Here is a 22239-nt window from a genome sequence, read left to right on the forward strand (position 1 = left end):
GCCAATGTACACGCAGGACCCTATCGCCGCCTTGATCAACAGTGCCGTCGAATGGATGCATCCATTCATTCCCTGGCTCACGCCCGAGTTGTTCCGCCTGATCGGGGGAACACTCCTGGGACTGATTGCCTTGATCCTGTTGATCGTCGCTCTCAGGCTGCTCTTCCGCCCAACACCACGCAACACAGCATCCATCCGAACAAGCATCCCGCGCATCCTGCAAAAACGTGGCGTGGTGCTGGATGTCCTCGCCTCTCAAAAGGCCAACCGGATTTCGGTCAGATGTGTCATCACCTCGGCAAGCAGCACCAAAATAAAATGTGAAATCATTGATCACCTCGAAAACATACAGGCCGGAAAAGACGAAACCGTCACATGTATGTTCGCCCCATTCAAGACCCGTGAAGGCAAGGTCAATTCGTTTACCGCAAAACTGCTGGAATCCGAGCGTTCCGGTCGCAAGGCCGACCGACTGATCCTGTCCGGCCCTACAGGGTATGCCATGGCTCCTCGCCGTAAACATATTCGAAAAAGGGTTGCGGACCAGCAGTTCGTCAGGGTCAAACTCTGGATTGAAGACCTTGCTGTTTCAGATATCGCCTTTGAGGATGCAATACCGCAGATAGGAGTAAACTCGTTTTCCAAAGACGGGCCGGATCAGGGGGCCAATGGTGTGATCAATATCTCGGACAGAGGACTTGGGTTGAGCATTCTCAACAAGCTTATTCCCGAAATCTGCGCCGAGGACTCACCCGTGGTCATCAACCTTTTCATGTTCAACTTCAGAGAAAAAACCTTCAAACCCTATTGGTATGCGGGCACTGTCCGTTCCATGAAAGCGGGCCGTCCAGGATTCACCCGCATCGGCATCGAATTCGACGCCGTGGCCCACCCGGACCGGGAAACAGGGAAGCTGAGCTGGAACGCACTCTGATGCAAAACAAAAAAGCCCCGGCCATGTGGCAGGGGCTTTATGCATTCCATCCTTTCGAGATCAGCCCTTCTTGCTGACAAAACGCTCTTTGGCAAGACGGGGCATATTGCCCGCGCCGTAACTGTACCCAGCCATGCGCTGGTTCTGTTTCTTGAGACCGGTCAGATCTTTCTTGAGAGACAGGTGCAGCCTCTTCGCCACACCGGTTATCTCCGTGTGTAACGATTGCATGGCAGCAATCTTGTCAGCCAATTTCTCAAGATTGTCCCTGGGCAGGTCGCCAAGAGCTTCATCGAGAATTCGTTCCCGATCCTTGGCAAACTTTTCAGCCTCAAAGACATCGCCTTCGGTCAGGCAGGTCAATTCCTTTTGCCCAAGGGAAAGCGCTTCATCCAACATGGCAGAGCGAGCGGTCATGTCTACCTCTTGGTGATCCTGATGTCGTCGCGCAGATGCTTGATGACCTTTTTCCATTTTTCCACCGCCGGGAGAAATTCATATTCGAGCAGGTCGGCCAGGAGAATCCAGTCCTCGTTTTCAAGGACAGTTCCCATTTCAGTGAACATGGTGTTCATTTCTTCGGCATTATCCAGATATTCAGGATGATCTTTCAACGAATATTCATCACGCAGGATACCGATCATGTTCAGGAAATTACGGATGACATCAATGAGATCCTGATAGGTTTCCAGGGCCTCGGCATCATCAGCCTGACGGAAAAGCTCTGCCACACGTTTGCCGCCGACACTCATGATATTGACGACCTTGTACAGCTCAAGAGTGATCTCGACAGCCATATCCGAGGTCGCCATGGTGATGATCTCCACGGAGTCGACTTCGGCCATTTCAATATCTTCGGCCTGGTGCGGATAAATTTCGGTGAAAGGCTCCTCGTTGACCTTCACATCGGTCACGACACGATCATCCAAATGGCCTTCTTCGACCACTTTATTGAAAACCTGTTCCAGGTTCTCATAATTCTGGGAACCTATGTCATACTGTTTGCCGTCAATAATAAGCATTATGCTCTCCTCCTCGAAAGGGATGATAAAATTTGCCGATAAGGCAGTCTGCTGTGATTATTCAAGAACCATGCCTACTGAGCAAATTCGTTCCGCAAAGCAGCAAACAGGAGCCTGTACCGTTCGGACAGGAAAAGAAGCGAAGGCAGGTCATCACCGAATCGCTGCGTCTCAAAAACCCACAATAATGCAAGTATATTAAGATGTTGATTCGAGGAAAGGATGGTTTGCAGGCGTTGCCACGAGGCTAGGAACTTTGCCTTGGCCTGCGGCCTCGGGTTCTGCATGAGCAGAGTCCCCTGCTGGGAAATCAGGAACAACATATCATGAGCGCTCGTCAAAGTTTTGAATATGTCTTCACCCATTTGCGGACGAATTTTCCGCCCAAGCCCGGAGCCTTCATCAAGGGGAAGACCATCGAGGAACCGACTGAAATACTTCCGCTGTATGCTGATCCACAAGGCCCTGTCCGTCTGATCATGACCGGACAGGGATTCCAGATTCATGAAGCCGTCTCCGCCCGTCACGCTCTGCCACACCCGCGCGCCTGAAACAGGCTGCCGACGCTCTCCAGACAACAGGGTGGAGACCGAGGAGTACATGGCCTCCGGTGTCACCGCATGCCGACACTGTTCGTCATGGGGGCACTGTTTGCCGAATTCACAGGGGTGACAGGCCATATCCGGTTCCAAGCAGATGTTGCCCGCTCGATACGGACCAGTATCCCACGGCTGCGCGGTTGCCAGAAAGACCGCACACAGCGGCACACCCAAACCTGCGGCCAGGTGCATGGTTCCGGTATCATTGGTAATGAGGGCCTTGCATCGCTTGAGCACCCCAGCCAAAGCAGTGAGGGAGGTCCTCCCGATACAGTTGACGAACGGAAAATCCACGCTGTCGGCGAACCGGTCGCCCAGACCGACCTCGCCTTTGGTGCCAAGGAGCACGGGAGCAAGTCCATCCCGCTCCCAAAGGGTACGCGCCACAGCGGCAAAACTCGCCACGGGCCAGCGCCGACGCTCCTCGCTCGCTCCCATCTGCAGGGCGATGAAACCAGTGCCCTCAGACACATTCGCGAGCAGCGCGTCGGCCTCATTGAGACTCTCATCTGCCGGCGCTGCCAGCTTAAGCGAGTTCCCTTCGGTTCCACTGAGTCCCACTGCCCGCCGAAACAGATCACAAATGTTAAACGGACTGGCCCCACGATTGGCTCCAGCCATCTGTAAAAACGCAGCCCAGGAATTGCTGTCTGCATTGAACCCGAATTCATCCACCGTGAATCCCACGGTCTGGCCAGTCTCCGGCGTCAGTGCGTAGGCAAGCATCCGCGATGACACGGATGGCGTCAGGTTGACCGTCATATCCGGCTTGAACAAGGCAAAGACATCACTTTGCAACACTGAGACGTCTTTGACCGCCAACCTCCAATCCGAATCCAGACCGGCAAGCACTCCAGCCCCTGAAAAGGGGATAACGGCATCGATGCCATCGAGCAGGGTCGCGGCTGAAGCAAAATTCTTCAGGCACACCAGACCGACCCGATGCCCCTGACTCTTGAAACCGGAGATTACAGGTTGGGTTTGAATGACATCACCGAAACGGGTCAGATTGATAATGAGAACGTTCACGAACCGTATCCTTATAAGATAAGACCGTCGAAAATTCGGCGGATACTTGGTGCGATGCAAATTTGAAGCCGCATTACAGCCCTGCTCCGGCTTGGATCAGACGCACCAGCTTTTCCACGGCATGAATGGATTTCTTGAGCTGCTTCTGCTCTTCTGACGGCAAGGCCAGAGGCTTTATATAGTTATGAGGAGGAATACCGGCCTTGTCACAGGTCAAACCGATTTCCAACCGTTTGCGTTGGAGATATTCCCACGCCTCAAGCAGAAGCTGGCCGTGCGTGTCAGAAACATGCCCGGCCTGAATGAGTTGCCGGATGCGATCACAGGTATTGTGTTGGGGAAAATCATACTTGAGCGCAAGGATACGAACGCTATTGGTCAGATGCGCCAGCACACTCTTCTTTATATTGAGATAGCCATGCCACGGCCCTTCCCGCTCGGTAATGAACGAACCGTAAAATGTCAGGGGCAGTCTGTAATCCGTCAATTCCTGAATCAGCAGGGACACGGCTATGGGTTTTGTGCGCACATACTCCCACAGATGGTCCCGCATTTCCTGCACCGCAGCCTGAGAGCCGAACACCGCTGTAAAATCGAGAATCAAGCCTGATTGCCACGACCCCTTCTCCGCCGGATTGGAGAGCCAGCTCGTGAGCCGATGCATCCACGTCTCGAAATCCCCGCGCCACTCCTTATTACTGATCATGACCCCGCCCTCGCACAGGGCCAACCCGGCGCCGTCCAGAGCAATGACGATGGACTGGGTACACTCATCCAGTTCGTCTTCGTCAGGCGATATGTCCATAAGCAAGCCATTGTCCTGATCCGATCCCAGCACCTGCTCCGCACGCCCGCCGGAGCCGAACTCAAGAAATGAACACTGCCTGAGCCACGGGAACTCTTCCGCATGGGCCTCCAGCACGGCCATGATCACTTCACGGTTGAACCGGGTGAGACGTTTACAGATCACCTCGGCCGAAATGCCTTCATCAATCCAGTCCTGCACCAGATCCAGACGCGTCCTGCGGATGCCAACCAGCTTGCCCTCGCGAGCCATGGTCAACAGCTCTTCATCCAGGCAACAAGGCATGCCTGAATCGGCATAATCGCCATTTAGGGGCCATTTTTCGTCTGATTTCATGCTGAAATGGTGCTCCGTGACCAAAATTCCAACCGTTAACCGGGAAAATCACTCCGCTGGCCGAGTGCGCCAAACACGCCGAACACCCTGCCTATCAAGTTTGACCGTTTACCTGAAATGAAATGCGATACCCTATTTCATTACTGTAAAAGAAGTTCAACGGCAAATTCACTTATCAAGAAAGGGGAAAAACCATGGACCAAATCGAAAAGATCAGAAAACGACAACTTAGGTTCGCACTTGGCATTGGCGTTCCGTATTTCGCCTTTGTCATCAGCATCTTTATGGTCATCTATCTGGCTGGAGAAACTATTTCACAGATCAGCATCATGAATTTCCCGCTCCATTACTGGCTGGTCGCAGTCGCCATCTACCCCATCACCTGGGGGCTGTTCATCTGGTACGTGGGAAAGGCAAATGCCATTGAAGATGAAATCGCAACTGAGCTTGAAGGAGAATAAGCCATGGAACTCGGATACCAAATACCCATAGTGGCCTTGATCCTCATCGGTTGCATGCTCTCCTTCACCATCGTGACGACCTTCATGTTCCGCAGCCAGAAAACGTCTGCCGACTATTATCTGGCCGGACGCAAGGTCAACTCCTTCATCAACGCCTCGGCCATCTCCTCGGACTATCTGTCCGCGGCATCGTTCCTCGGCGTTGCCGGTGTCGCCTTCCTGTATGGTTTTGACGGCATCATTTACGCCCTTGGCTTCTTTACGGGATATATCGCCCTGCTCCTGTTCCTGGCCAGCCCGTTGCGCAAATTCGGCCGGTATACCGTGCCCGATTTCGTTTCCGAACGGTTTCACTCACGGAAAGCCCGCGTGCTCGGCGTTATCGGCGTCCTGTTCGTCTCGCTCTTCTACATGGCTCCGCAGATGCTTGGTGCGGGCAAGGTCATGGGCCTGCTGCTCGACCTCGAGTATGGCACGTCCATCGTCATCATCGCCTGCATCATCACCTTTTACGTCACTGTGGGCGGCATGAAGGCAACCACCGTCAACCAGCTGGTCCAGTTCTGGATTCTGTTCGGCGCCATGTTCCTGCTCGCCTTCATTCCTTTCATGGTCAAAGGGTATACCTACACCGACGTGGTCAACTTCATCGCCACGTTCAAGGGACCGGACCCGCAGACCGGCAAGATCTTTGATGGCGCTGCCTACACCAGCCCCGCCTACTGGCTGACCAACCTCAAGGATACCATCTCCCTGTTGCTGGCTCTCATGTTCGGCACGTCCGGCCTGCCCCACATTCTGGTGCGTTTCTACACCGCTCCTGACGGCAAGGCTGCACGCAAGACCGTTATCTACGTGCTCTTCCTCATCGGGTTTTTCTACATCCTGAGCCCGTATGTCGGCCACGTTGTCCGCTATGTCTACCTTCAGGGCCAGACCATGGGCGTCAGCCCGCACCTGATGACCTGGCTGGCCGAAAACGGCAAGAACCTGGCTGTGCCTGTCGCAGGCTCGCAGTTCGGCGGCCAGATTCTGCTCGGTATCGTTGTGGCCGGAGCCTTTGCGGCCATCCTGTCCACCGTGGCCGGTCTCATCATCACCTGCGCCGGAGCCATCGGGCATGACCTCGTGGTCAACGTCTTCAACCCGGACATGTCTGAACGCTCTCGCGTCAAGGTCGCCCGCGTGGCCTCCATCTGTGTCGGCCTGCTCGGTATTCCCCTTGGATTCTGGGCTGAAAACATGCAGATCGCCGTACTCGTCGGACTCGCCTTTGCCATTGCCGCCTCCACCTTCTTCCCCGTGCTCGTCATGGGTGTGTGGTGGCCCAAGATGACCAAGGGCGGTGCCATCGCCGGCCTCATCACCGGTATCGTCGGCTCCTTCTTCATGATCCTCGGCAAAGGGCTGCTGCCCACGTTCCTGCAGTTCAAGAACCCCGGTGGATTCGTAATGATCCTGACGTTCATCGCCATCTATATGGTCTCCAAAATGGAATACTCCTCCAGGGGTGAGGACGCCCTGCCTCCGGACACTCAAGAGGTAATGGCCATTCTCCACGGACCGGAAAAAGCCTAAAACATATCCGCTTGATCTACCCACTAAGGGCAGTCCGAACGGGCTGCCCTTTTTTGTAGAATAAAGGAGTGTGAAGAAAATCTAAAAAAAAACTTCATAATCGTTCAGACATTGGGTATCTTAAAACAACCGACTTAAAGAATGGTTTCAATGTGAACAAGAATTACCCGTCTTTCATGACTCATCTGAGGAGGGAGCAATGCAACAAACATTCATTACCACAGTCACTGGTGAAGACAGCCCTGAGCTACTAAAATCCTTGGCACAACGAACTCGAACGTTTGGCGGAGAATGGCTCTCAAGCAAAGTGATCAAAACCAGTGGCCGCTTTGCTGCCCTGATGAAAGTATCCATCCCGACCAGCAAAGAAGAAGAACTCATGTCGACTCTTCAAACGGATTACCCGGACTTGATGTTCTCAAATTCATCACTCTCCCCTCTGGACAAGGAAAACATCCAAACAGTCAGCCTCACCATTGACAGTACAGACCGCCCCGGACTGACCAAAGACATCTGCAAAATATTTGAGGACATGAACATTATCATCGACTCCATGGAAATACACCGATTCCCGGTGGTTCTCATCGGCAAAACGGTCTACAATGCCAAACTGGTCATATCAATGTCTATCAATATGAGAGAAGCCACGCTTGAAGCGATGTTCTCCGACCTCTCTGAGAATGTCCGAGTCACTCTCGACCAATAATATTCTCGTTTTCTCAAGCCACACAACGAAAAGGCCGAAGTGATTTTCCCACTCCGGCCTTTTTGTTTTCATTTTGTCTGCTTACTTAATAAGAGCTGGAATACCCGGGATCATACCAACAACCGCCATGGCCAATGTACTGATTATGAAACCAAGGCCGGGAATGACAAAACGGTCAACCAGATTCAAGCCAGCAGCGCGCTCCTTGTCTGCGATAAGACCATTGTTATCCAAAAACATCGTTAAGGCCCAACCGAATACTGGGTTGACGATAGCGGAAGCAAAAATGCATGCGCCCGCAGCTTTGGCATCCTTGGTATTGTGAACCATCTCCATACCTGCCTCAAGCAAGGGAAGATAAACCCCGACCAGAAGTGCGATACTCAAAACGGGCCGCCAGACCGCAATGTCCATGGGAAAGCCAGCTATAGCAACAACGATACTCAACACACCAGTCAGAATAGCTCCTCCAGGGATTGGTCGCTTGGCGATAGCTGCCGGAATCATATAGGTCCCCCAGGAAGAAGTAATACAACCACTTCCCACAATATTTGTAACGACCTGACGCAGAGAACAACCGATCATGGTGTCATCGACATCCATCAGAACATGTTTGGCCTTAGCTGGATAGTTCATCTCCTGGAAAATGCGATGGCCCAGAAAATCCGGAGACCACATGGCTACGGCCAGAATGGCAAAAGGCAATGCAGCAATAAAATGTGTCATACCAGGCAACCCAAGTTTCCACCCTGTAGTCTCACCCCACCAGTACATGGGATTAAAACTTGGCAAGCCGGGGCCGGTAGTAAATTCAAACGGTGCCCCCAAAGAAAGAGCAATCACCGCTGCAAACAGAGAACACAGGGGGATGGACAACCAGCGTTTGCCAATTCTTGCAAGATAGGCATACAGAAGGAAATTTCCGAAAAGGACAGCAAATCCAATATACCCGAGATTAAGGGATTCAGCCCACGCCCGAATGGCACCGACCTGACCAATTGTCCCAATAGCTCCAAGATAGACAAGTAGTCCTCCAGCTACACCCTGGCTTGTGACCTTGACCAAACGTGATCCACCTTTGCTCACACTCAAAATTATACCAAATACGGCGATCAGACCACCCAGAGCCAGCGGGTGTGAACCCGAAGCAGCCATGAGGGGAATCAGGGGAAGCATCGGACCATGGATACCCGCGAGATTAGCCCGAGGATTAAATATGCCGGAAAACAGAATGACGAAAAAGAGTGAAACGGCAATCATGTCAACACGAACATTTTCCACGATAAAAGCCATATCCAGACCATAGGCGCTTGCAAATGACTTTGTAATGGCCGTACACATGACTACCAGTCCGATAGTACCAGCAATGGCAGGAATAAGATCTTCCCATTCGAATCGAAAATCCCGACCGGGAAGATTCAAGCCCCACCGTTTGGGACGCATAATAGTCAATTCATGGTCAAGGTATTGATTGCGCCGGCTGAATTCTTTGGCAGGCTTGTGCAAATCTTGATATCGGTTATTTTTAGAGGCTTGCATAAAAGACATCCCTTTGATTAGCGAGAAATCAAATGTTCGCAACCACTCACAAACGGTGGATTGGACCTTCCCGAATCCAAAATAATGGGGATCTTATAATGATACCACTCTAAGATCCGACCTGAAATAAATAAGGCAAGTTCTTTTGAGCATGAGTGCCAAGCACTAAATGGCTGTGGAATCAAGCACGTAGACAGCTTCCGAGGAAATCTCGAAAACAGTAAACGCAACCCCAATGAGCGAAACAGATTACTCTTGGTTAATTTCCTGACATATATAACAGCCTTCTAACTCAACCACTTTGATCGGATTAATCTATGAACTTCAATGAGTCAAGCTCGCAGCAAAGTCAATTATTATGAAAAGAGTATACATCACAATTAAATACGCAAAGATAAACACTTAGAGTGTATTAACCATACACTATTATTTTAAACAAAACACATTATTATTACACACCCTCTTTCCATATATTCCAGGTCGACCATCAAGAGCCTTTTCCTCATGCCTTGACAGAGGATGTCGCTGGACCTACTTAAGAAGCCACCACAAACTTAAGGAGACAACTACATGAGTAATTACGATATTCGACTGGTCAAACTGGTCAGCGGCGAGATGATCGTCGGCAAGTACGATGAAGCCGGCAAAAAATACGACGACCCCGCAACCATTCAGGCAATGCCCACCCAGCAGGGAACCCAGATGGTCCTGCTGCCCTACGGCTACCCCTTTGATCAGGAAATGCACGGCGAAATTTCTTTTGACCACGTAATGTTCGAATACTCGAACTGCCCCGAAGAGCTGAAGACCAAATACATTGAGGCTCTGACCAACATCTCCATGTCCAGCGGCGGCCTCGACCTGTCCGGCGGTGGCGGCATGGGTAGCGGTGGCGGCCTGGATCTCGGCTAGTCGTCGCACGCATTAATTGATACGTCTGCGGGGTGGTTCTCACGAGCCGCCCCGTTTTTCATGGAGCAAAGCTGATAATGAAAGAACTACTTCCGATCCTCCCCCGTCCCTCCCGCTACCTCGGCAGCGAATGGGGGGCCACCTTCAAGGACCTCGACACTGTCACGGTCCGGTGTGCTCTGGCTTTTCCCGATATGTATGAAGTCGGCATGTCCTACCTGGGGCAGAAGATTCTTTCTCAGGCCATAAACGCACATCCGCAATTCTGGGCCGAGCGTGTCTATACTCCGTGCCAGGAGACAGCAGCGATACTGCGCGAGCACAAAGTTCTCCTTGCCACAATGGAGTCGGACACGCCGCTGATAGAGATGGACGTCATTGGCATCAGCCTGACCCATGAGCTCTGCTATACCAACATCCTGTATCTGCTGGACCTGGCAGGCATCCCCTTCCGAACCGAGGAGCGAAACGCGTCTCACCCGCTGATTATTGCCGGAGGCGGCGCGACCTTCAATGCCGAACCTGTGTCTCCCTTCTTTGATGCCATGGTTATCGGCGACGGCGAAGAGGCCATGCCCGCCATTCTCAGCTGTATCGAACAGGCCAAACAGGACGATATTTCCCGCGCACAACTCCTTGAAAGGTTGTCAGATATCCCGGGGATCTATATTCCTTCATTCTTTGAAGATCAGGGACCGGGCCAACCGCTGAAGCCCCTCAAGGAAGGATATGAATCCGTGGAAAAAGCCGTGGTTGACGACCTCAATTCCACCCCGTTCCCCACAGGGCAGACCATCCCCTTTGATGCCATCCATGACCGGCTGACCATGGAGATCGCCCGCGGCTGTACACGCGGCTGTCGTTTCTGTCAGGCAGGCATGATCTATCGCCCGGTGCGCGAACGCTCGCTCGAAGAGTTGGACCGTATCCTCTCAGATGGACTGGCTGAAACCGGATATGAGGAGACCTCAATGCTCTCCCTGTCCACCGGCGACTTTTCCGGGCTGGATACACTGTTCACCCGCAGCTTCGACAAATGCGCCTCCGAACAGATTTCCATTTCCCTGCCCTCCCTGCGCGTAGGCTCACTGTCCGCGCCCATCATGGAGCGGATTTCATCCATTCGCCGCACCGGCGCGACCCTGGCTCCGGAGGCAGGCAGCCAACGCATGCGCGACGTGATCAATAAGGGCGTGGACGAACAGGGGCTCATTGATCACGTCAAACTCCTCTTCGACAACGGCTGGCAGGGTGTGAAACTCTATTTCATGATCGGCCTGCCCACCGAGACAGACGAAGACCTCGACGCCATTGTCGATCTCTGTCTCAAGGTTCGAGATTCAGCCGGACGCCATATCAAGCGGTTACAGGTTTCGGCGGCGGTTTCACCGTTCGTGCCCAAACCCCAGACGCCGTTCCAATGGGAACCGCAAATTTCCTACGACGAGATTTACCGTCGGATCGGATACTTGCGTGACCAGTTCAGACGACACAAACGGATCAACATCAAATACCATGAGCCTGAGATGACCTCCTTGGAAGGCGTCTTCTCCCGTGGCGATCGCCGTCTGGCCGAAGTCATCGAACGGGCGTATGCCAAAGGCGCGCTCTTCTCCAGCTGGAAAGATCATCTTCGGCTGGAGCCATATAAGGAAGCCATGGACGAAGCCGGGCTTGATTGGGATGAGTACACCGGCCCCCGCGACCCGGAAGACCCGCTGCCCTGGGACCACATCTCAAGCGGCATAACCAAGGACTTTCTGCTCAAGGAACGCAACCGCGCCCTGTCGGAAAAAATCACCGAAGACTGCCGCTACGGTGCGTGTCGCAACTGCGGCGTGTGCGAATTCGACGGGCACACCTCCACGTTGACGGAACAAATCAGCGACAAGGATATCCAGCACAAACTCGTTTTCAAGAAACGGGATCAGGAAAATGAACAGCCGCCCTATACCATTGAGAAGCCGGATCTGACCGTCAAAGGGTCGCATTACCGGCTGTGGTATGAAAAGAACGGCCCTGCCGCATACCTGAGCCAGCTCGAACTCCAGGCTGTTTTCGAACGCGCCTTTCGCAGAGCCAAACTCCCCATGGCGTTTTCCGCCGGGTTCCACCCCATGCCACGCCTGTCATTTGGAAAAGCCCTGCCAGTGGGCGTGTCCAGCATGGCCGAATGGATCAATGTTTTCTTCCGCGAGGATTTTGAACCCAACGAGGTCGTCGAACGGCTGTCGCCCAACATGCCGCTGGGATTGAAACCACTCAAGGCCCAACGGCTTTCCATGGGCAAGAAGCAGCCCCAGTCCGTCGAAGAAGTCTTTGAACTTCATTTTGTGAAAGATGCAGCCAGACGCCTGACGCAATGGAAGGCATTCATGGACAATGACGAATTCATCATTGAAAAACGCACCAAGAAAAAAGGCATGAAACCATTCAACATCCGTCCAATTATCAAGGAAATGACCGAGACGGACAATGGGCTGACACTGGTTATGGACTGGCGGGAGAGTTACATGAGTCCGCTGACCCTCTGCCTGTCAGTCATGCAGAACGCCAGCCAACTTGATTTCACGCTGACAAAGACCGAACAGCGTTTCGATTAGATTCTCACAGGGGCCATACGGCCCCTTTTTTTGCCCTAGAAAAACCACCCGTCATCTTCGCCTCCGATGGTAACGGAGACGCGCTTGAAGACTTCCTCTTCGCCACCTGATATCGCTTGCATTTTGATGAGCACTTCACACTTTCCATCCATAAGGGCCGTAAACAGGTACCGTGCACGCATACCGTCATCTTCATACTCGATGAACCGCTCCATCCGAAGCAATGAAGGATCAAAAGATGCCCCGGTAAGCTTGTGCCCCTTTGCCAGTGGATTATTCATATCCAGGGCAAACATCTGGTCTGTTTCGGTCGAGATTTCCGATTCATATTCGTTATCAAGAGTCAGTATTTCACTGACGTTTAATCCGCCATCAACCGAAGAAGAACCGGAACATCCACAGATTGACAAAATAAAAAACAGAAAAAGTATGATATTGCCGTTAATTCTGAACATTATTACATTCTCCCGACTTGAGGTTCAAAGGCAAAACCCTATTGTTAAAACACGGTGAAAAGTGTATGGAGTAACAGATTTGTCAGCCTCTTGTATGCCGTGATTCAGGGTGTTTGCAACCCCCTGACAGACTGCTTGAAAATGACAGATTGTGTCCGCTGGACACAGGAGAGGTATGGAAACGTCATTATACGGCGTAATTAGTTAATTTTATGGAGGAACAACCTATGATGTCGACGATCAAATCCGCCGGCAAATTTTCTCTTTTCCTTCTCACTCTGATCGTTGCCGCCATGCTGTTGGCCGGTTGCGGAGAAGAGAAGAAAGAAGAAAAAGCCGCTGCCCCTGAAGCCCCTGCAAAAGTCACCTTGAAACTCGCCATGGACGCTGATCCGGTCTCCCTTGACCCCCATGTCCAGCTGTCCGGCGGCATGCTTCAGTACTCCCATATGGTATTTGATTCCTTGGTCCGTTATGACAAGGACATGAACTTCCAGCCCCGTCTGGCTGAAAAATGGGAACGTATTGATGACCTGACAATGCGCTTTCACCTGCGCAAAGGCGTCAAATTCCACTCCGGCAACCCCTTCACAGCTGCTGATGTTGTCTTCACCATCGACCGCCTGAAGAAATCCGATGACTACAAGGGCCTGTTCGAGCCCTTCGTCGGTGCCAAGGCCATTGATGACTACACCGTGGACCTGATCACCAAAAGCCCCTACGGCCTGGTGCTCAACATGGCCACCTATGTCTTCCCCATGGACAAGGCATTCTACTCCGGTACTGATGACAAGGGTAAGGCCAAGGATCTCATCATCAAGACCGACTACTCCTTTGCCAACGAGAACGAATCCGGCACCGGTCCCTTCATGGTCACTGCCCGCGAACAGGGCGTGAAGACTGTCTTCACCCGCTTTGCCGACTACTGGGAAAAAACCGGTAACATTGAGGAAATCGTCCTCTCCCCGATCAAGAACGACGCCACCCGTGTTGCAGCTCTGCTGTCCGGCGATGTCGACTTCATCATGCCCGTTCCTCCGCAGGATCTGGATCGCATCAAGACCACCGAAGGTCTGCAGTTGGTCACCATGTCCGGTTCCCGCATCATTACCTTCCAGCTCAACCAGAAGAGCAACCCCGCACTGGCCGACCCCAAGGTCCGCCTGGCCATGGCTTACGCTTACGACAACAACGGTGTCGTCGAAAAGATCATGAAGGGTTTTGCCACCGCCGCCGGTCAGATGTCCCCCAAGGGCTATGTCGGTTACAGCGAAAAGCTGGCTCCCCGTTACGATGTTGAAAAGGCCAAGGCTCTCATGGCCGAGTCCGGTTTCCCCAACGGTTTCGAGGCAACCATGATCGCCCCGAACAACCGCTACGTGAACGACGAAAAGATCTCCGAGGCCTTTGTCTCCATGATGTCCAAGATCGGCATCAAGATCTCCCTGAAGACCATGCCCAAGGCCCAGTACTGGGATGAGTTCGATGCTCAGGTCGCCGACATCCAGATGATCGGCTGGCATTCTGACACCGAAGACTCCGGCAACTTCTACGAATTCCTGTCCATGTGCCGCAATGCCGAAACCGGCTACGGCCAGTACAACTCCGGCAACTACTGTAACGCCAAGGTGGACGAGCTGACTCTGGCCGCTCAGGTCGAGACCGATCCTGCCAAGCGTGCAGCCCAGTGTCAGGAAGTTGAAACCATCCAATACGATGAAGCCGGATTCATTCCTCTGCATTGGCAGAACCTGTCTTGGGCATCCAAGACCGGCATGAACACCGAAGACATCGTGAACGTCATGAACTTCCCGTACTTTGGCGACCTGGTCATCAAGTAGCGTGACCCGCGACTTGCATTGATCGACAATGCGCATTAAAGGGGGAACCCCGGCCTCGGCCTGGGTTCCCCTTCCATCGCTTGGCGATCGTTGGTGCGCCACAAAATAATACCAATAAAATCAAACCCGGCTCACAATTTCGTGGTCGGACAACATAACCTATCAACCGAGAAACCATGTTTGCATTCAGTGTAAAAAGAATCCTGCAAGCCGTGATCGTCATGCTGATCATCAGTTTCATAGGATTCGCCATCAAACACAACTTTGGCGACCCGGTCCGCGATCTCGTGGGTCAACGGGTCACTCCGACCGAACGCGCGGAAATTCGCGAGAAACTCGGTCTAAACGACCCGTTCATGGTCCAATACGTGCGCTTTCTGGGCAACGCAGTCCACGGCAACCTCGGTCAGAGCTACTTCTTCAAGAAGCCTGCAACCGAGGTTATCATCAAAAAAGCTCCTGCCACGCTTGAGCTGGTCTTCTGTTCAGCGCTCATCATCATTTTGCTTTCGGTGCCCTGCGGCATTTATTCTGCGATCAAGCCCAAAAGCTGGTTTTCAAAATTCATCATGGGAAGCTCCATTGTCGGCGTATCCATGCCAGTCTTCCTGACAGCCATTCTCCTCATTTATATTTTCTCGGTCGAGCTCCACTGGCTTCCTTCCTACGGACGGGGAGAAACCGTTCGCCTGTTCGGCTGGTGGGACAGCGGATTGCTGACCCTGGACGGACTCAAGCACCTGATCATGCCTTCGATCGCGCTCTCTTCCATCATGCTCCCACTCTTCATCAGACTCATCCGCTCAGAGATGATGGAAGTTCTGGAAACCGAATACGTCAAATACGCCTGGGCCAAAGGCATCCAACCACGTCGTGTCTGGCTGGTCCATGCCTTCAAGAACACGCTGCTCCCGGTCATTACCGTAGGCGGCGTGCAGCTCGGTATCATGGTGGCCTTCACCATTCTCACCGAGACAGTGTTTCAATGGCAGGGCATGGGGTCCATGTTTATTGAGTCGGTAGAACGCTCCGACACCTCGCTCATGGTCGCCTATCTCGTTTTCGTCGGCATCGTGTTTGTTCTGGTGAACACCTTCGTGGATATCATCTACGGTCTCGTCAATCCCACGGTCCGCGTGGCAGGGAGGCAGTAACATGAGAACCCGCTGGCAACGATTCAAAGATTCATACATGCTCTACAGCTTCCTCCGGGACCCTGTGGCCGTGACCTGCTTCGCCATCCTGGCCGTACTGGTCTTTTCCGCATTTGCCGCGCCCATCATAGCGCCGCACGATCCGTACAACTCGACGACCATCGACATCATGAACGCCCAGGCCCCGCCGGTTTGGAGTGACAACGGCACCACCGAATTCCTGCTCGGCACGGATGCCCAGGGGCGCGACATGCTCTCCACCATGCTCTACGGCATGCGCGTGTCTCTTATCATCGGTGTAGGCGCGGTCTGTCTCCAGGCATTCCTCGGCATCGTCGTGGGACTGCTCTCGGGCTACATGCCGCGACTGGACAACATCCTCATGCGCATCGCTGACGTACAGCTCTCATTCTCAACATATATGGTCGCCATCTTTATCGGCGCCATCATACAGACCGCGTTCGGCGTGGCCGGATACGACAAGGTGGCCGTGCCATTGATCATCGTCATCATCGGTCTGGCCGAATGGCCGCAGTACGCCCGTACCGTTCGTGCCTCTGTTCTGGCCGAGCGCAAAAAGGAATACGTCGAAGCGGCTCGCGTCATCGGCCTGTCCAAGACGCGCATCATGTGGCGACACATCCTGCCCAACACGCTGTCGCCGGTTCTGGTCATCTCCACGGTGCAGGTGGCCAACGCCATCATGAGTGAGGCCGCCCTCTCCTTCCTGGGACTGGGCATGCCCGTGACCAAGCCGTCGCTCGGGTCGCTGATCACCGCCGGTTTCGAGTACATCTTCTCCGGCTCCTGGTGGATCACCATCTTCCCCGGCATCCTGCTCGTCACTCTGATCCTGGTCATCAACCTGCTTGGCGACTGGGTCCGTGATTTCCTCAACCCCAAACTCTACAAGGGGTAAGTCATGGAAAAACTTATCGACATAAAAAATCTGCGGGTGGACTTCGAGCTGCGTTCCGGTACTGTCCGGGCCGTGCGCGACGTCAGCCTGACCATCAATAAAGGCGAACGCCTCGGTATCGTGGGCGAATCCGGAGCCGGTAAATCCGTACTCGGCTTTTCGCTCATCAACCTCATCTCCAAGCCAGGAAAGATCACAGGCGGTGAAATCATCTTCGAGGGCAATGACATCTCCAAGTACAAATACGATGAGATGCGCAAGATCAGGGGTAACCATATCTCCATGATCTTCCAGGACCCCATGATGACGCTCAACCCGGTGCTGACCATCGGCACCCAGATGAAAGAGACCATCCTGGCCCACATGGATGTCACGGACAAAGAAGCCGAAGAAATCTGTCTGGACAAACTGCGCAAGGTCTACATTCCGTCCCCGAAGAAGCGCCTCAAGCAGTACCCGCACGAATTCTCGGGCGGCATGCGCCAGCGTATCGTTATCGCCATCTCGCTGCTGACCAGTCCCAAGCTGATCATCGCGGACGAACCGACAACCGCGCTTGACGTGACCATCCAGGCCGAGATCATGGACCTGCTGCTGGAGTTGTGCGAGACCGAAAACATGGGGCTTATCCTCATCACACACGATCTCGCCGTTGTTTCCGAAGTCACCCAACGCATTGCCGTGCTCTACGCAGGCAAGGTCGTGGAACTCGGCGCTGCGGACCAGATCATCTCCAACCCGCAACATCCGTATACGCAGGGGCTCATCGCTGCCCTGCCACAGATGGCGGGCGGAGCAAATCGGCTGAACCAGATTCCAGGCATGATGCCGTCGCTCAAGGAGATGCCCAAAGGATGTCCTTTCGAGCCGCGCTGCACGGAAAAGCTGAAAAAATGTATAACAGAGATTCCTGTTCTCACAGAACTTGAAAGCGGCACTCAGGTTGCCTGCTTCGCACGCGAAGGAGGCAAATAACCATGACTTCGACTGCTCTTCTCGAAATCCGGGATATCGATAAACACTTCGACATCTCCGGTTCCATCATCGACCAGATTAAATTCACTGGCGGAAAAATCAGCCGTAAAAAGACAGTGGTCAAGGCTGTGAACAACGTCACTCTGAATGTCCAGCCGGGTGAAACGCTAAGCGTTGTCGGCGAATCCGGCTGTGGAAAATCCACCCTGGCACGCACAGTCATGGGTCTTTACCGTCCCAACAAGGGCGAGATTCACTACAGAGGTGCCCGCATAGACAACCTCAGCTCCAACCAGATGCTGCCATATCGCACCAAAATGCAGATGGTTTTTCAGGACCCCTATGCGTCCCTGAATCCCCGCATGACGGTCAAACAGATACTTGAAGAACCGGTCCGTTTCCATAATCCGTCGCTTACCCGCGCCGAGATACAGGACACCGTGGCCGATGTCATGCTGCAGGTGGGTGTTGATCCGGTCTGGGCAACCAACTATCCACACGAGTTCTCCGGCGGCCAACGGCAGCGTATCTCCATTGCCCGCGCTCTGGTTCTGGACCCGGAATTCATCGCCGCAGACGAACCCATCGCGGCTCTCGACGTGTCCATTCAGGCGCAGATACTCAACCTGCTCATGGATGCACAGGAAAAACGCGGCCTGACATATCTGTTCATCTCCCACGACCTGAGCGTGGTCGAACACATTTCCACCCGTGTGGCGGTCATGTATCTCGGCTGTGTATGCGAGCTGGCCACCTCCAAAGAGCTATTCAACAATCCGCAGCACCCCTATACGCAGGCGTTGCTCTCGGCCATTCCCAAACTCGGCGGCTCTGCCGGTGGACACATGAAGCTCTCAGGCGATGTGCCCACCCCTATCAACCTGCCCACTGGCTGCGTCTTCCACGGACGTTGTCAATTCGCCAATGAACGCTGTACAAAGGAAATCCCGAAACAGCGCACATTGGAAACAGGCTCCATAGTGGCATGCCACGGGGTTGAAGAAGGCAGAATCTAGCACTTCTCAATTCGACACAACAACAAAAAAGCCGACCAAGTGGTCGGCTTTTTTTAATGCTGAATAAGCGGTGTCTAAATATCGACGCCGTATTTCTTGATGGCAGCCATGCCGCCGTGAATGTTGACCACATCCTTGATACCCTTTTCGTCGAGCATGATCTGTGCTTCGTAGGATCGTGCGCCGGTGTTACAGACAAGAACAACGGTCTTGTCTTCCGGGATTTCCTTGATACGATTGTAGATCTCGCCCTGAGGGATGTTGTGCCAGTATTCAGGATTCTTCTCCAGAAACGGCTCAGCGTCAGGCAATTCACGACAATCAACAAAGTAACACTGACCGGACTCGCGATTATCCCACAGCTCCTTGAAGCCATCGGGAGACACGCCTCGGTTGATATTGCGCAGGGCATTGTCGGCCAGATTCGCCAAAGCGTTCAGGATATCCATGGCCGCGGCAAACGGCGGAGAATAGGCCAGCTCCATATTGGAGATATCTTCAACGACCGGATCGGACTTGAGTGCAGCGGCAACCGCATTGATGCGGCCCACCATGGCGTCTCCTGAAGAGCCAAAGCCCTGAACGCCGAGCACACGCCGCGTCCCCTTCTCAACCACCATTTCAAGCGTCATCAGATCCTTGGTGGGATAGAAATGCGCACGATCAAGCTGAATGAGCAGGACCGAGATCGCATCAAAACCGGCAGCCTTGGCAGCCTCAAGAGTCAGTCCTGTTCCGGCAAGGGAGGTCTCGAACATCTTGACGACAAAGGAGCCGACCACGCCGTCGAACTTGGAGTCACCACCGGCAAGGTTGTTACCGATAATGCGCCCCTGGCGGTTGGCCATGGAACCGAGCGGCAGAAACGCGTCGCCCTTGGTGATGAGATTCTTGACGATACAGCAGTCACCGCCCGCGTAAATGTCCGGGTCATTGGTACGCATGAATTCGTCGACATATACGCCGCCGCGTTCATGTACTTTCAGACCGGCATCCTTGGCAATGTCGGACATGGGCACGACACCTGCGGAAACAATCACCGCATCGGCATCCAGCGTCCGTTTGCTGGTGATGACACGAGTGACCTTGCCGTCTTCACCTTCGATGGACTTGACGGTCTCGCCGAAATAAAAGTCCACGCCGTTCTCTTCCATGTGCTTCTGGCCCATGGTAGCCAACACCGGGCTGACCAGGCGAGGCATGATCTGATCCGCGATCTCTACGACAGAGGTTTCGACCCCCCACATGTCAGCGTAGGCTTCGGCCATTTCCAAGCCGATAAAGCCCGCGCCGATAATGACGGCCTTGCCGACGTCGCCCTTGGAGATGGACTCGCGGATGCGAATGGCATCGGCCGGGTTGCAGACATAGTTCACACCTTCCAGATCCTCACCGGGAAGACCGAGGTGGCGGGGAGAAGCCCCGGTCGCGATGACCAGCTTGTCATAGCTGATGGTTCCCTTCTCGCCGGTCTGGACGTTTTCGACTTCGACCAACTTCTTCTCGCGGTCAATACGAGTGGCTTTGGTCAGAATCTGAACATCAACACCCTTTACCTCTTTGAAGAACTTGGGATCACGGGTCATGTGAAATGTGGTCTGAGAGAGCTGCACAGCGTCAGACACATCGCCCGAGACGTAATACGGAATTCCGCAGCCGCCATAGGAAATGAGCGAGCTTTGATCAATCATGGTCACAGTGGACCCTGGCTCCAGCCGTTTGAATCGACAAGCGGCCTTGGGCCCGAGGGCCACGCCGCCGATGACAACGATGTGTTGAGACATTTATAAATCCTACATATCTTTATTTCTGCCCGTCCCTCACGGTCAGAAATGTTATTCCAAAAACGAATTGATGCTTTTGCCAAGTCGCTTGATGCCTTCTTCAATCCGGGCTTCATCAGAATTGGAGAAGTTGAGCCGGAGCGTATTTTCACCGGAATCATCAGTATAGAAGGGACGTCCGGGAACAAAGGCGACCTTGTCCTTGATGGCCAGATCAAAAAGATCCATGGACGAGAAACCCTCGGGCATGGTGGCCCACAGGAACATACCGCCTTCAGGCTTGGTAATGCTCACGGAATCAGGGAAATATGTATTGATCATCTCAACCATACATTCACGCTGACGGCCATAACGATCCTTGATCAGGGCAACATGGGATTCGATGTCATTGCTCTCCATATACCGGCGCATAATCGCCTGAGCCACTGTGGAGGTGTGCAGGTCGGATGCCTGTTTGGCAATGACCAGCTTATCGTAGATTTCCTTTTCGGCAACGACCCAACCGATACGGAAGCCGGGAGCTGCGATCTTGGAAAACGACCCGCAAAGAATACCGGGAGTCTTGCAGAAGGAATACACACTCGGCAGATCCTCGCCCAGAAAGCGAAGTTCTCCATATGGATCATCCTCTACAAACAAGACACCATAGCGATCGGTCAATTCGGCGACAGCCTTGCGCTTCTCAAGCGAGTAACTCACTCCCGAGGGGTTCTGGAAGTTCGGAACGGCATAGAAACACTTGGCTCCATCCTTGAATGCAGCCTCCAACTCTTCCAGGTTCGGACCATCGTCCTCCAGAGAGACAGTAACGAATTCCGGCTCAAAGATGGAAAAGGCCTGGATGGCACCAAGATAACCGGGCCGCTCAATGACGACCTTGTCACCTTTATCCAGAAAGACCTTGGCGCAAATATCCAGAATCTGCTGGGAACCGGTGGTCACCAGAATGGAATCCGGGTCAATGGTCAGCCCACGGCCTTCATAGCGCTTGGCAATGATGGCCCGCAATCCGGCATCCCCCTCTGTTGTCGAATACTGCAATGCAGAAGCGCCAATTTCAGCAAAAACTTCACGTGAAGCGATGTCCATGGCCTTGACTGGGAACAGTTCCGGGTTGGGCAACCCGCCTGCAAATGAAATGATTTCTGAATCGGCGGTGACTTTAAGAATCTCCCGGATAAATGAACGGTGCACCGTACCCATTCTCCGGGCAAATTTATTTGGCATTATATGCTCCTTTCAACGAGGAGAAATACTCTTAAAACAGCCGAGTTGCAAGGGAGATCAGTGGAAAGAGGTGCACCAAACCTCATTCCTTATACATCTTTTACCCCAAATAAAAAGAAGAGCCGACCCAGTGTCGGCCCTTCGGGGCAAGAAGAGGAGAATGCATGTCAATGTGTGAGTGAATAATGACAACTGAAAAAGCGTCATACTTGTTCAGACACATTCCATCACGCACAATAACAATAACAATTATTATTGCCATGTCAATAGATCAGGAGCGCATATCACCACCCAAAGGCGCAGTGAGAGAAAAAAATCCGGCACAACAATTGCTTGACAAGTGT

At 53.1% G+C, this 22239-nt stretch carries 19 protein-coding genes; 11 read left to right on the plus strand and 8 right to left on the minus strand.

All coding sequences use genetic code 11. The annotated features are described in order from the left end of the window. Window positions 1–4 precede the first annotated feature (4 nt). Window positions 5–934, plus strand: coding sequence for a hypothetical protein (locus SRBAKS_RS04120; RefSeq protein ID WP_229593943.1), 930 nt, complete (start codon window positions 5–7; stop codon window positions 932–934). A 60-nt stretch (window positions 935–994) separates the two neighbouring features. Here the strand turns inward: SRBAKS_RS04120 and SRBAKS_RS04125 are convergent, their stop codons facing one another. From SRBAKS_RS04125 to SRBAKS_RS04140, 4 genes are all read right to left on the minus strand, one after another. Then, window positions 995–1351 (minus strand): hypothetical protein, encoded by a 357-nt coding sequence (locus SRBAKS_RS04125; protein ID WP_229593945.1) that lies wholly within the window; start codon window positions 1349–1351, stop codon window positions 995–997. A gap of 2 nt (window positions 1352–1353) precedes the next feature. Further along, window positions 1354–1956 (minus strand): DUF8043 domain-containing protein, encoded by a 603-nt coding sequence (locus SRBAKS_RS04130; RefSeq protein ID WP_229593947.1) that lies wholly within the window; start codon window positions 1954–1956, stop codon window positions 1354–1356. A gap of 74 nt (window positions 1957–2030) precedes the next feature. Beyond that, on the minus strand, window positions 2031–3584 hold the full coding sequence (locus tag SRBAKS_RS04135; RefSeq protein ID WP_229593949.1) for a glycosyltransferase family 9 protein: 1554 nt from the start codon (window positions 3582–3584) through the stop codon (window positions 2031–2033). 73 nt (window positions 3585–3657) lie between these two features. Continuing rightward, window positions 3658–4725, minus strand: coding sequence for a putative nucleotidyltransferase substrate binding domain-containing protein (locus SRBAKS_RS04140; RefSeq protein ID WP_229593951.1), 1068 nt, complete (start codon window positions 4723–4725; stop codon window positions 3658–3660). A gap of 194 nt (window positions 4726–4919) precedes the next feature. Between SRBAKS_RS04140 and SRBAKS_RS04145 the strand changes: the two genes are divergently transcribed. From SRBAKS_RS04145 to SRBAKS_RS04155, 3 genes are all read left to right on the plus strand, one after another. Beyond that, the gene (locus SRBAKS_RS04145; protein ID WP_229593953.1) at window positions 4920–5186 is read left to right on the plus strand and encodes a DUF4212 domain-containing protein; all 267 of its coding nucleotides are present in this window, start codon (window positions 4920–4922) and stop codon (window positions 5184–5186) included. Window positions 5187–5189: 3 nt separating this feature from the next. Further along, window positions 5190–6764 carry a sodium/solute symporter gene (locus SRBAKS_RS04150; protein ID WP_229593955.1) on the plus strand — a complete coding sequence of 525 codons (1575 nt, stop codon included), beginning with the start codon at window positions 5190–5192 and terminating at the stop codon, window positions 6762–6764. Window positions 6765–6963: 199 nt separating this feature from the next. After that, the gene (locus tag SRBAKS_RS04155; protein ID WP_229593957.1) at window positions 6964–7470 is read left to right on the plus strand and encodes an ACT domain-containing protein; all 507 of its coding nucleotides are present in this window, start codon (window positions 6964–6966) and stop codon (window positions 7468–7470) included. An 81-nt stretch (window positions 7471–7551) separates the two neighbouring features. Here SRBAKS_RS04155 and SRBAKS_RS04160 read toward each other — a convergent pair whose 3' ends face one another. After that, window positions 7552–9051: a DUF3360 family protein gene (locus tag SRBAKS_RS04160; RefSeq protein ID WP_229593959.1), complete on the minus strand. Its 1500-nt coding sequence runs from the start codon at window positions 9049–9051 to the stop codon at window positions 7552–7554. Window positions 9052–9579: 528 nt separating this feature from the next. On the opposite strand from SRBAKS_RS04160, the gene SRBAKS_RS04165 reads away from it, so the two are divergent. Further along, window positions 9580–9921: a hypothetical protein gene (locus SRBAKS_RS04165; protein WP_229593961.1), complete on the plus strand. Its 342-nt coding sequence runs from the start codon at window positions 9580–9582 to the stop codon at window positions 9919–9921. A gap of 77 nt (window positions 9922–9998) precedes the next feature. Then, window positions 9999–12524: a TIGR03960 family B12-binding radical SAM protein gene (locus SRBAKS_RS04170; protein ID WP_229593963.1), complete on the plus strand. Its 2526-nt coding sequence runs from the start codon at window positions 9999–10001 to the stop codon at window positions 12522–12524. 35 nt (window positions 12525–12559) lie between these two features. Here the strand turns inward: SRBAKS_RS04170 and SRBAKS_RS04175 are convergent, their stop codons facing one another. Then, on the minus strand, window positions 12560–12979 hold the full coding sequence (locus SRBAKS_RS04175; protein WP_229593965.1) for a hypothetical protein: 420 nt from the start codon (window positions 12977–12979) through the stop codon (window positions 12560–12562). A 227-nt stretch (window positions 12980–13206) separates the two neighbouring features. On the opposite strand from SRBAKS_RS04175, the gene SRBAKS_RS04180 reads away from it, so the two are divergent. The 5 genes from SRBAKS_RS04180 (at window position 13207) to SRBAKS_RS04200 (ending at window position 18884) form a co-directional block, all read left to right on the plus strand. Beyond that, entirely contained in the window at window positions 13207–14820 is a 1614-nt protein-coding gene (locus SRBAKS_RS04180) for an ABC transporter substrate-binding protein (protein ID WP_229593967.1), read from the plus strand. A 176-nt stretch (window positions 14821–14996) separates the two neighbouring features. Further along, window positions 14997–15974, plus strand: a complete 978-nt coding sequence (locus SRBAKS_RS04185) for an ABC transporter permease (protein ID WP_229593969.1) — start codon at window positions 14997–14999, stop codon at window positions 15972–15974. A gap of 1 nt (window position 15975) precedes the next feature. Next, window positions 15976–16893, plus strand: a complete 918-nt coding sequence (locus tag SRBAKS_RS04190) for an ABC transporter permease (protein ID WP_229593971.1) — start codon at window positions 15976–15978, stop codon at window positions 16891–16893. A gap of 3 nt (window positions 16894–16896) precedes the next feature. Beyond that, window positions 16897–17868, plus strand: coding sequence for an ABC transporter ATP-binding protein (locus SRBAKS_RS04195; RefSeq protein WP_229593973.1), 972 nt, complete (start codon window positions 16897–16899; stop codon window positions 17866–17868). Window positions 17869–17870: 2 nt separating this feature from the next. Then, a complete protein-coding gene (locus SRBAKS_RS04200) occupies window positions 17871–18884 on the plus strand; it encodes an ABC transporter ATP-binding protein (protein ID WP_229593975.1) in 1014 nt (337 codons plus the stop codon). A 74-nt stretch (window positions 18885–18958) separates the two neighbouring features. Here SRBAKS_RS04200 and SRBAKS_RS04205 read toward each other — a convergent pair whose 3' ends face one another. Continuing rightward, window positions 18959–20668: an FAD-dependent oxidoreductase gene (locus SRBAKS_RS04205; RefSeq protein ID WP_229593977.1), complete on the minus strand. Its 1710-nt coding sequence runs from the start codon at window positions 20666–20668 to the stop codon at window positions 18959–18961. Between the two features lie 51 nt (window positions 20669–20719). Continuing rightward, complete coding sequence (locus SRBAKS_RS04210; protein ID WP_229593979.1) at window positions 20720–21895, minus strand: aminotransferase-like domain-containing protein; 1176 nt, start codon at window positions 21893–21895, stop codon at window positions 20720–20722. Between the last annotated feature and the right edge of the window lie 344 nt (window positions 21896–22239).

This window comes from Pseudodesulfovibrio sediminis (genome assembly GCF_020886695.1).
Lineage (GTDB): Bacteria > Desulfobacterota > Desulfovibrionia > Desulfovibrionales > Desulfovibrionaceae > Pseudodesulfovibrio > Pseudodesulfovibrio sediminis.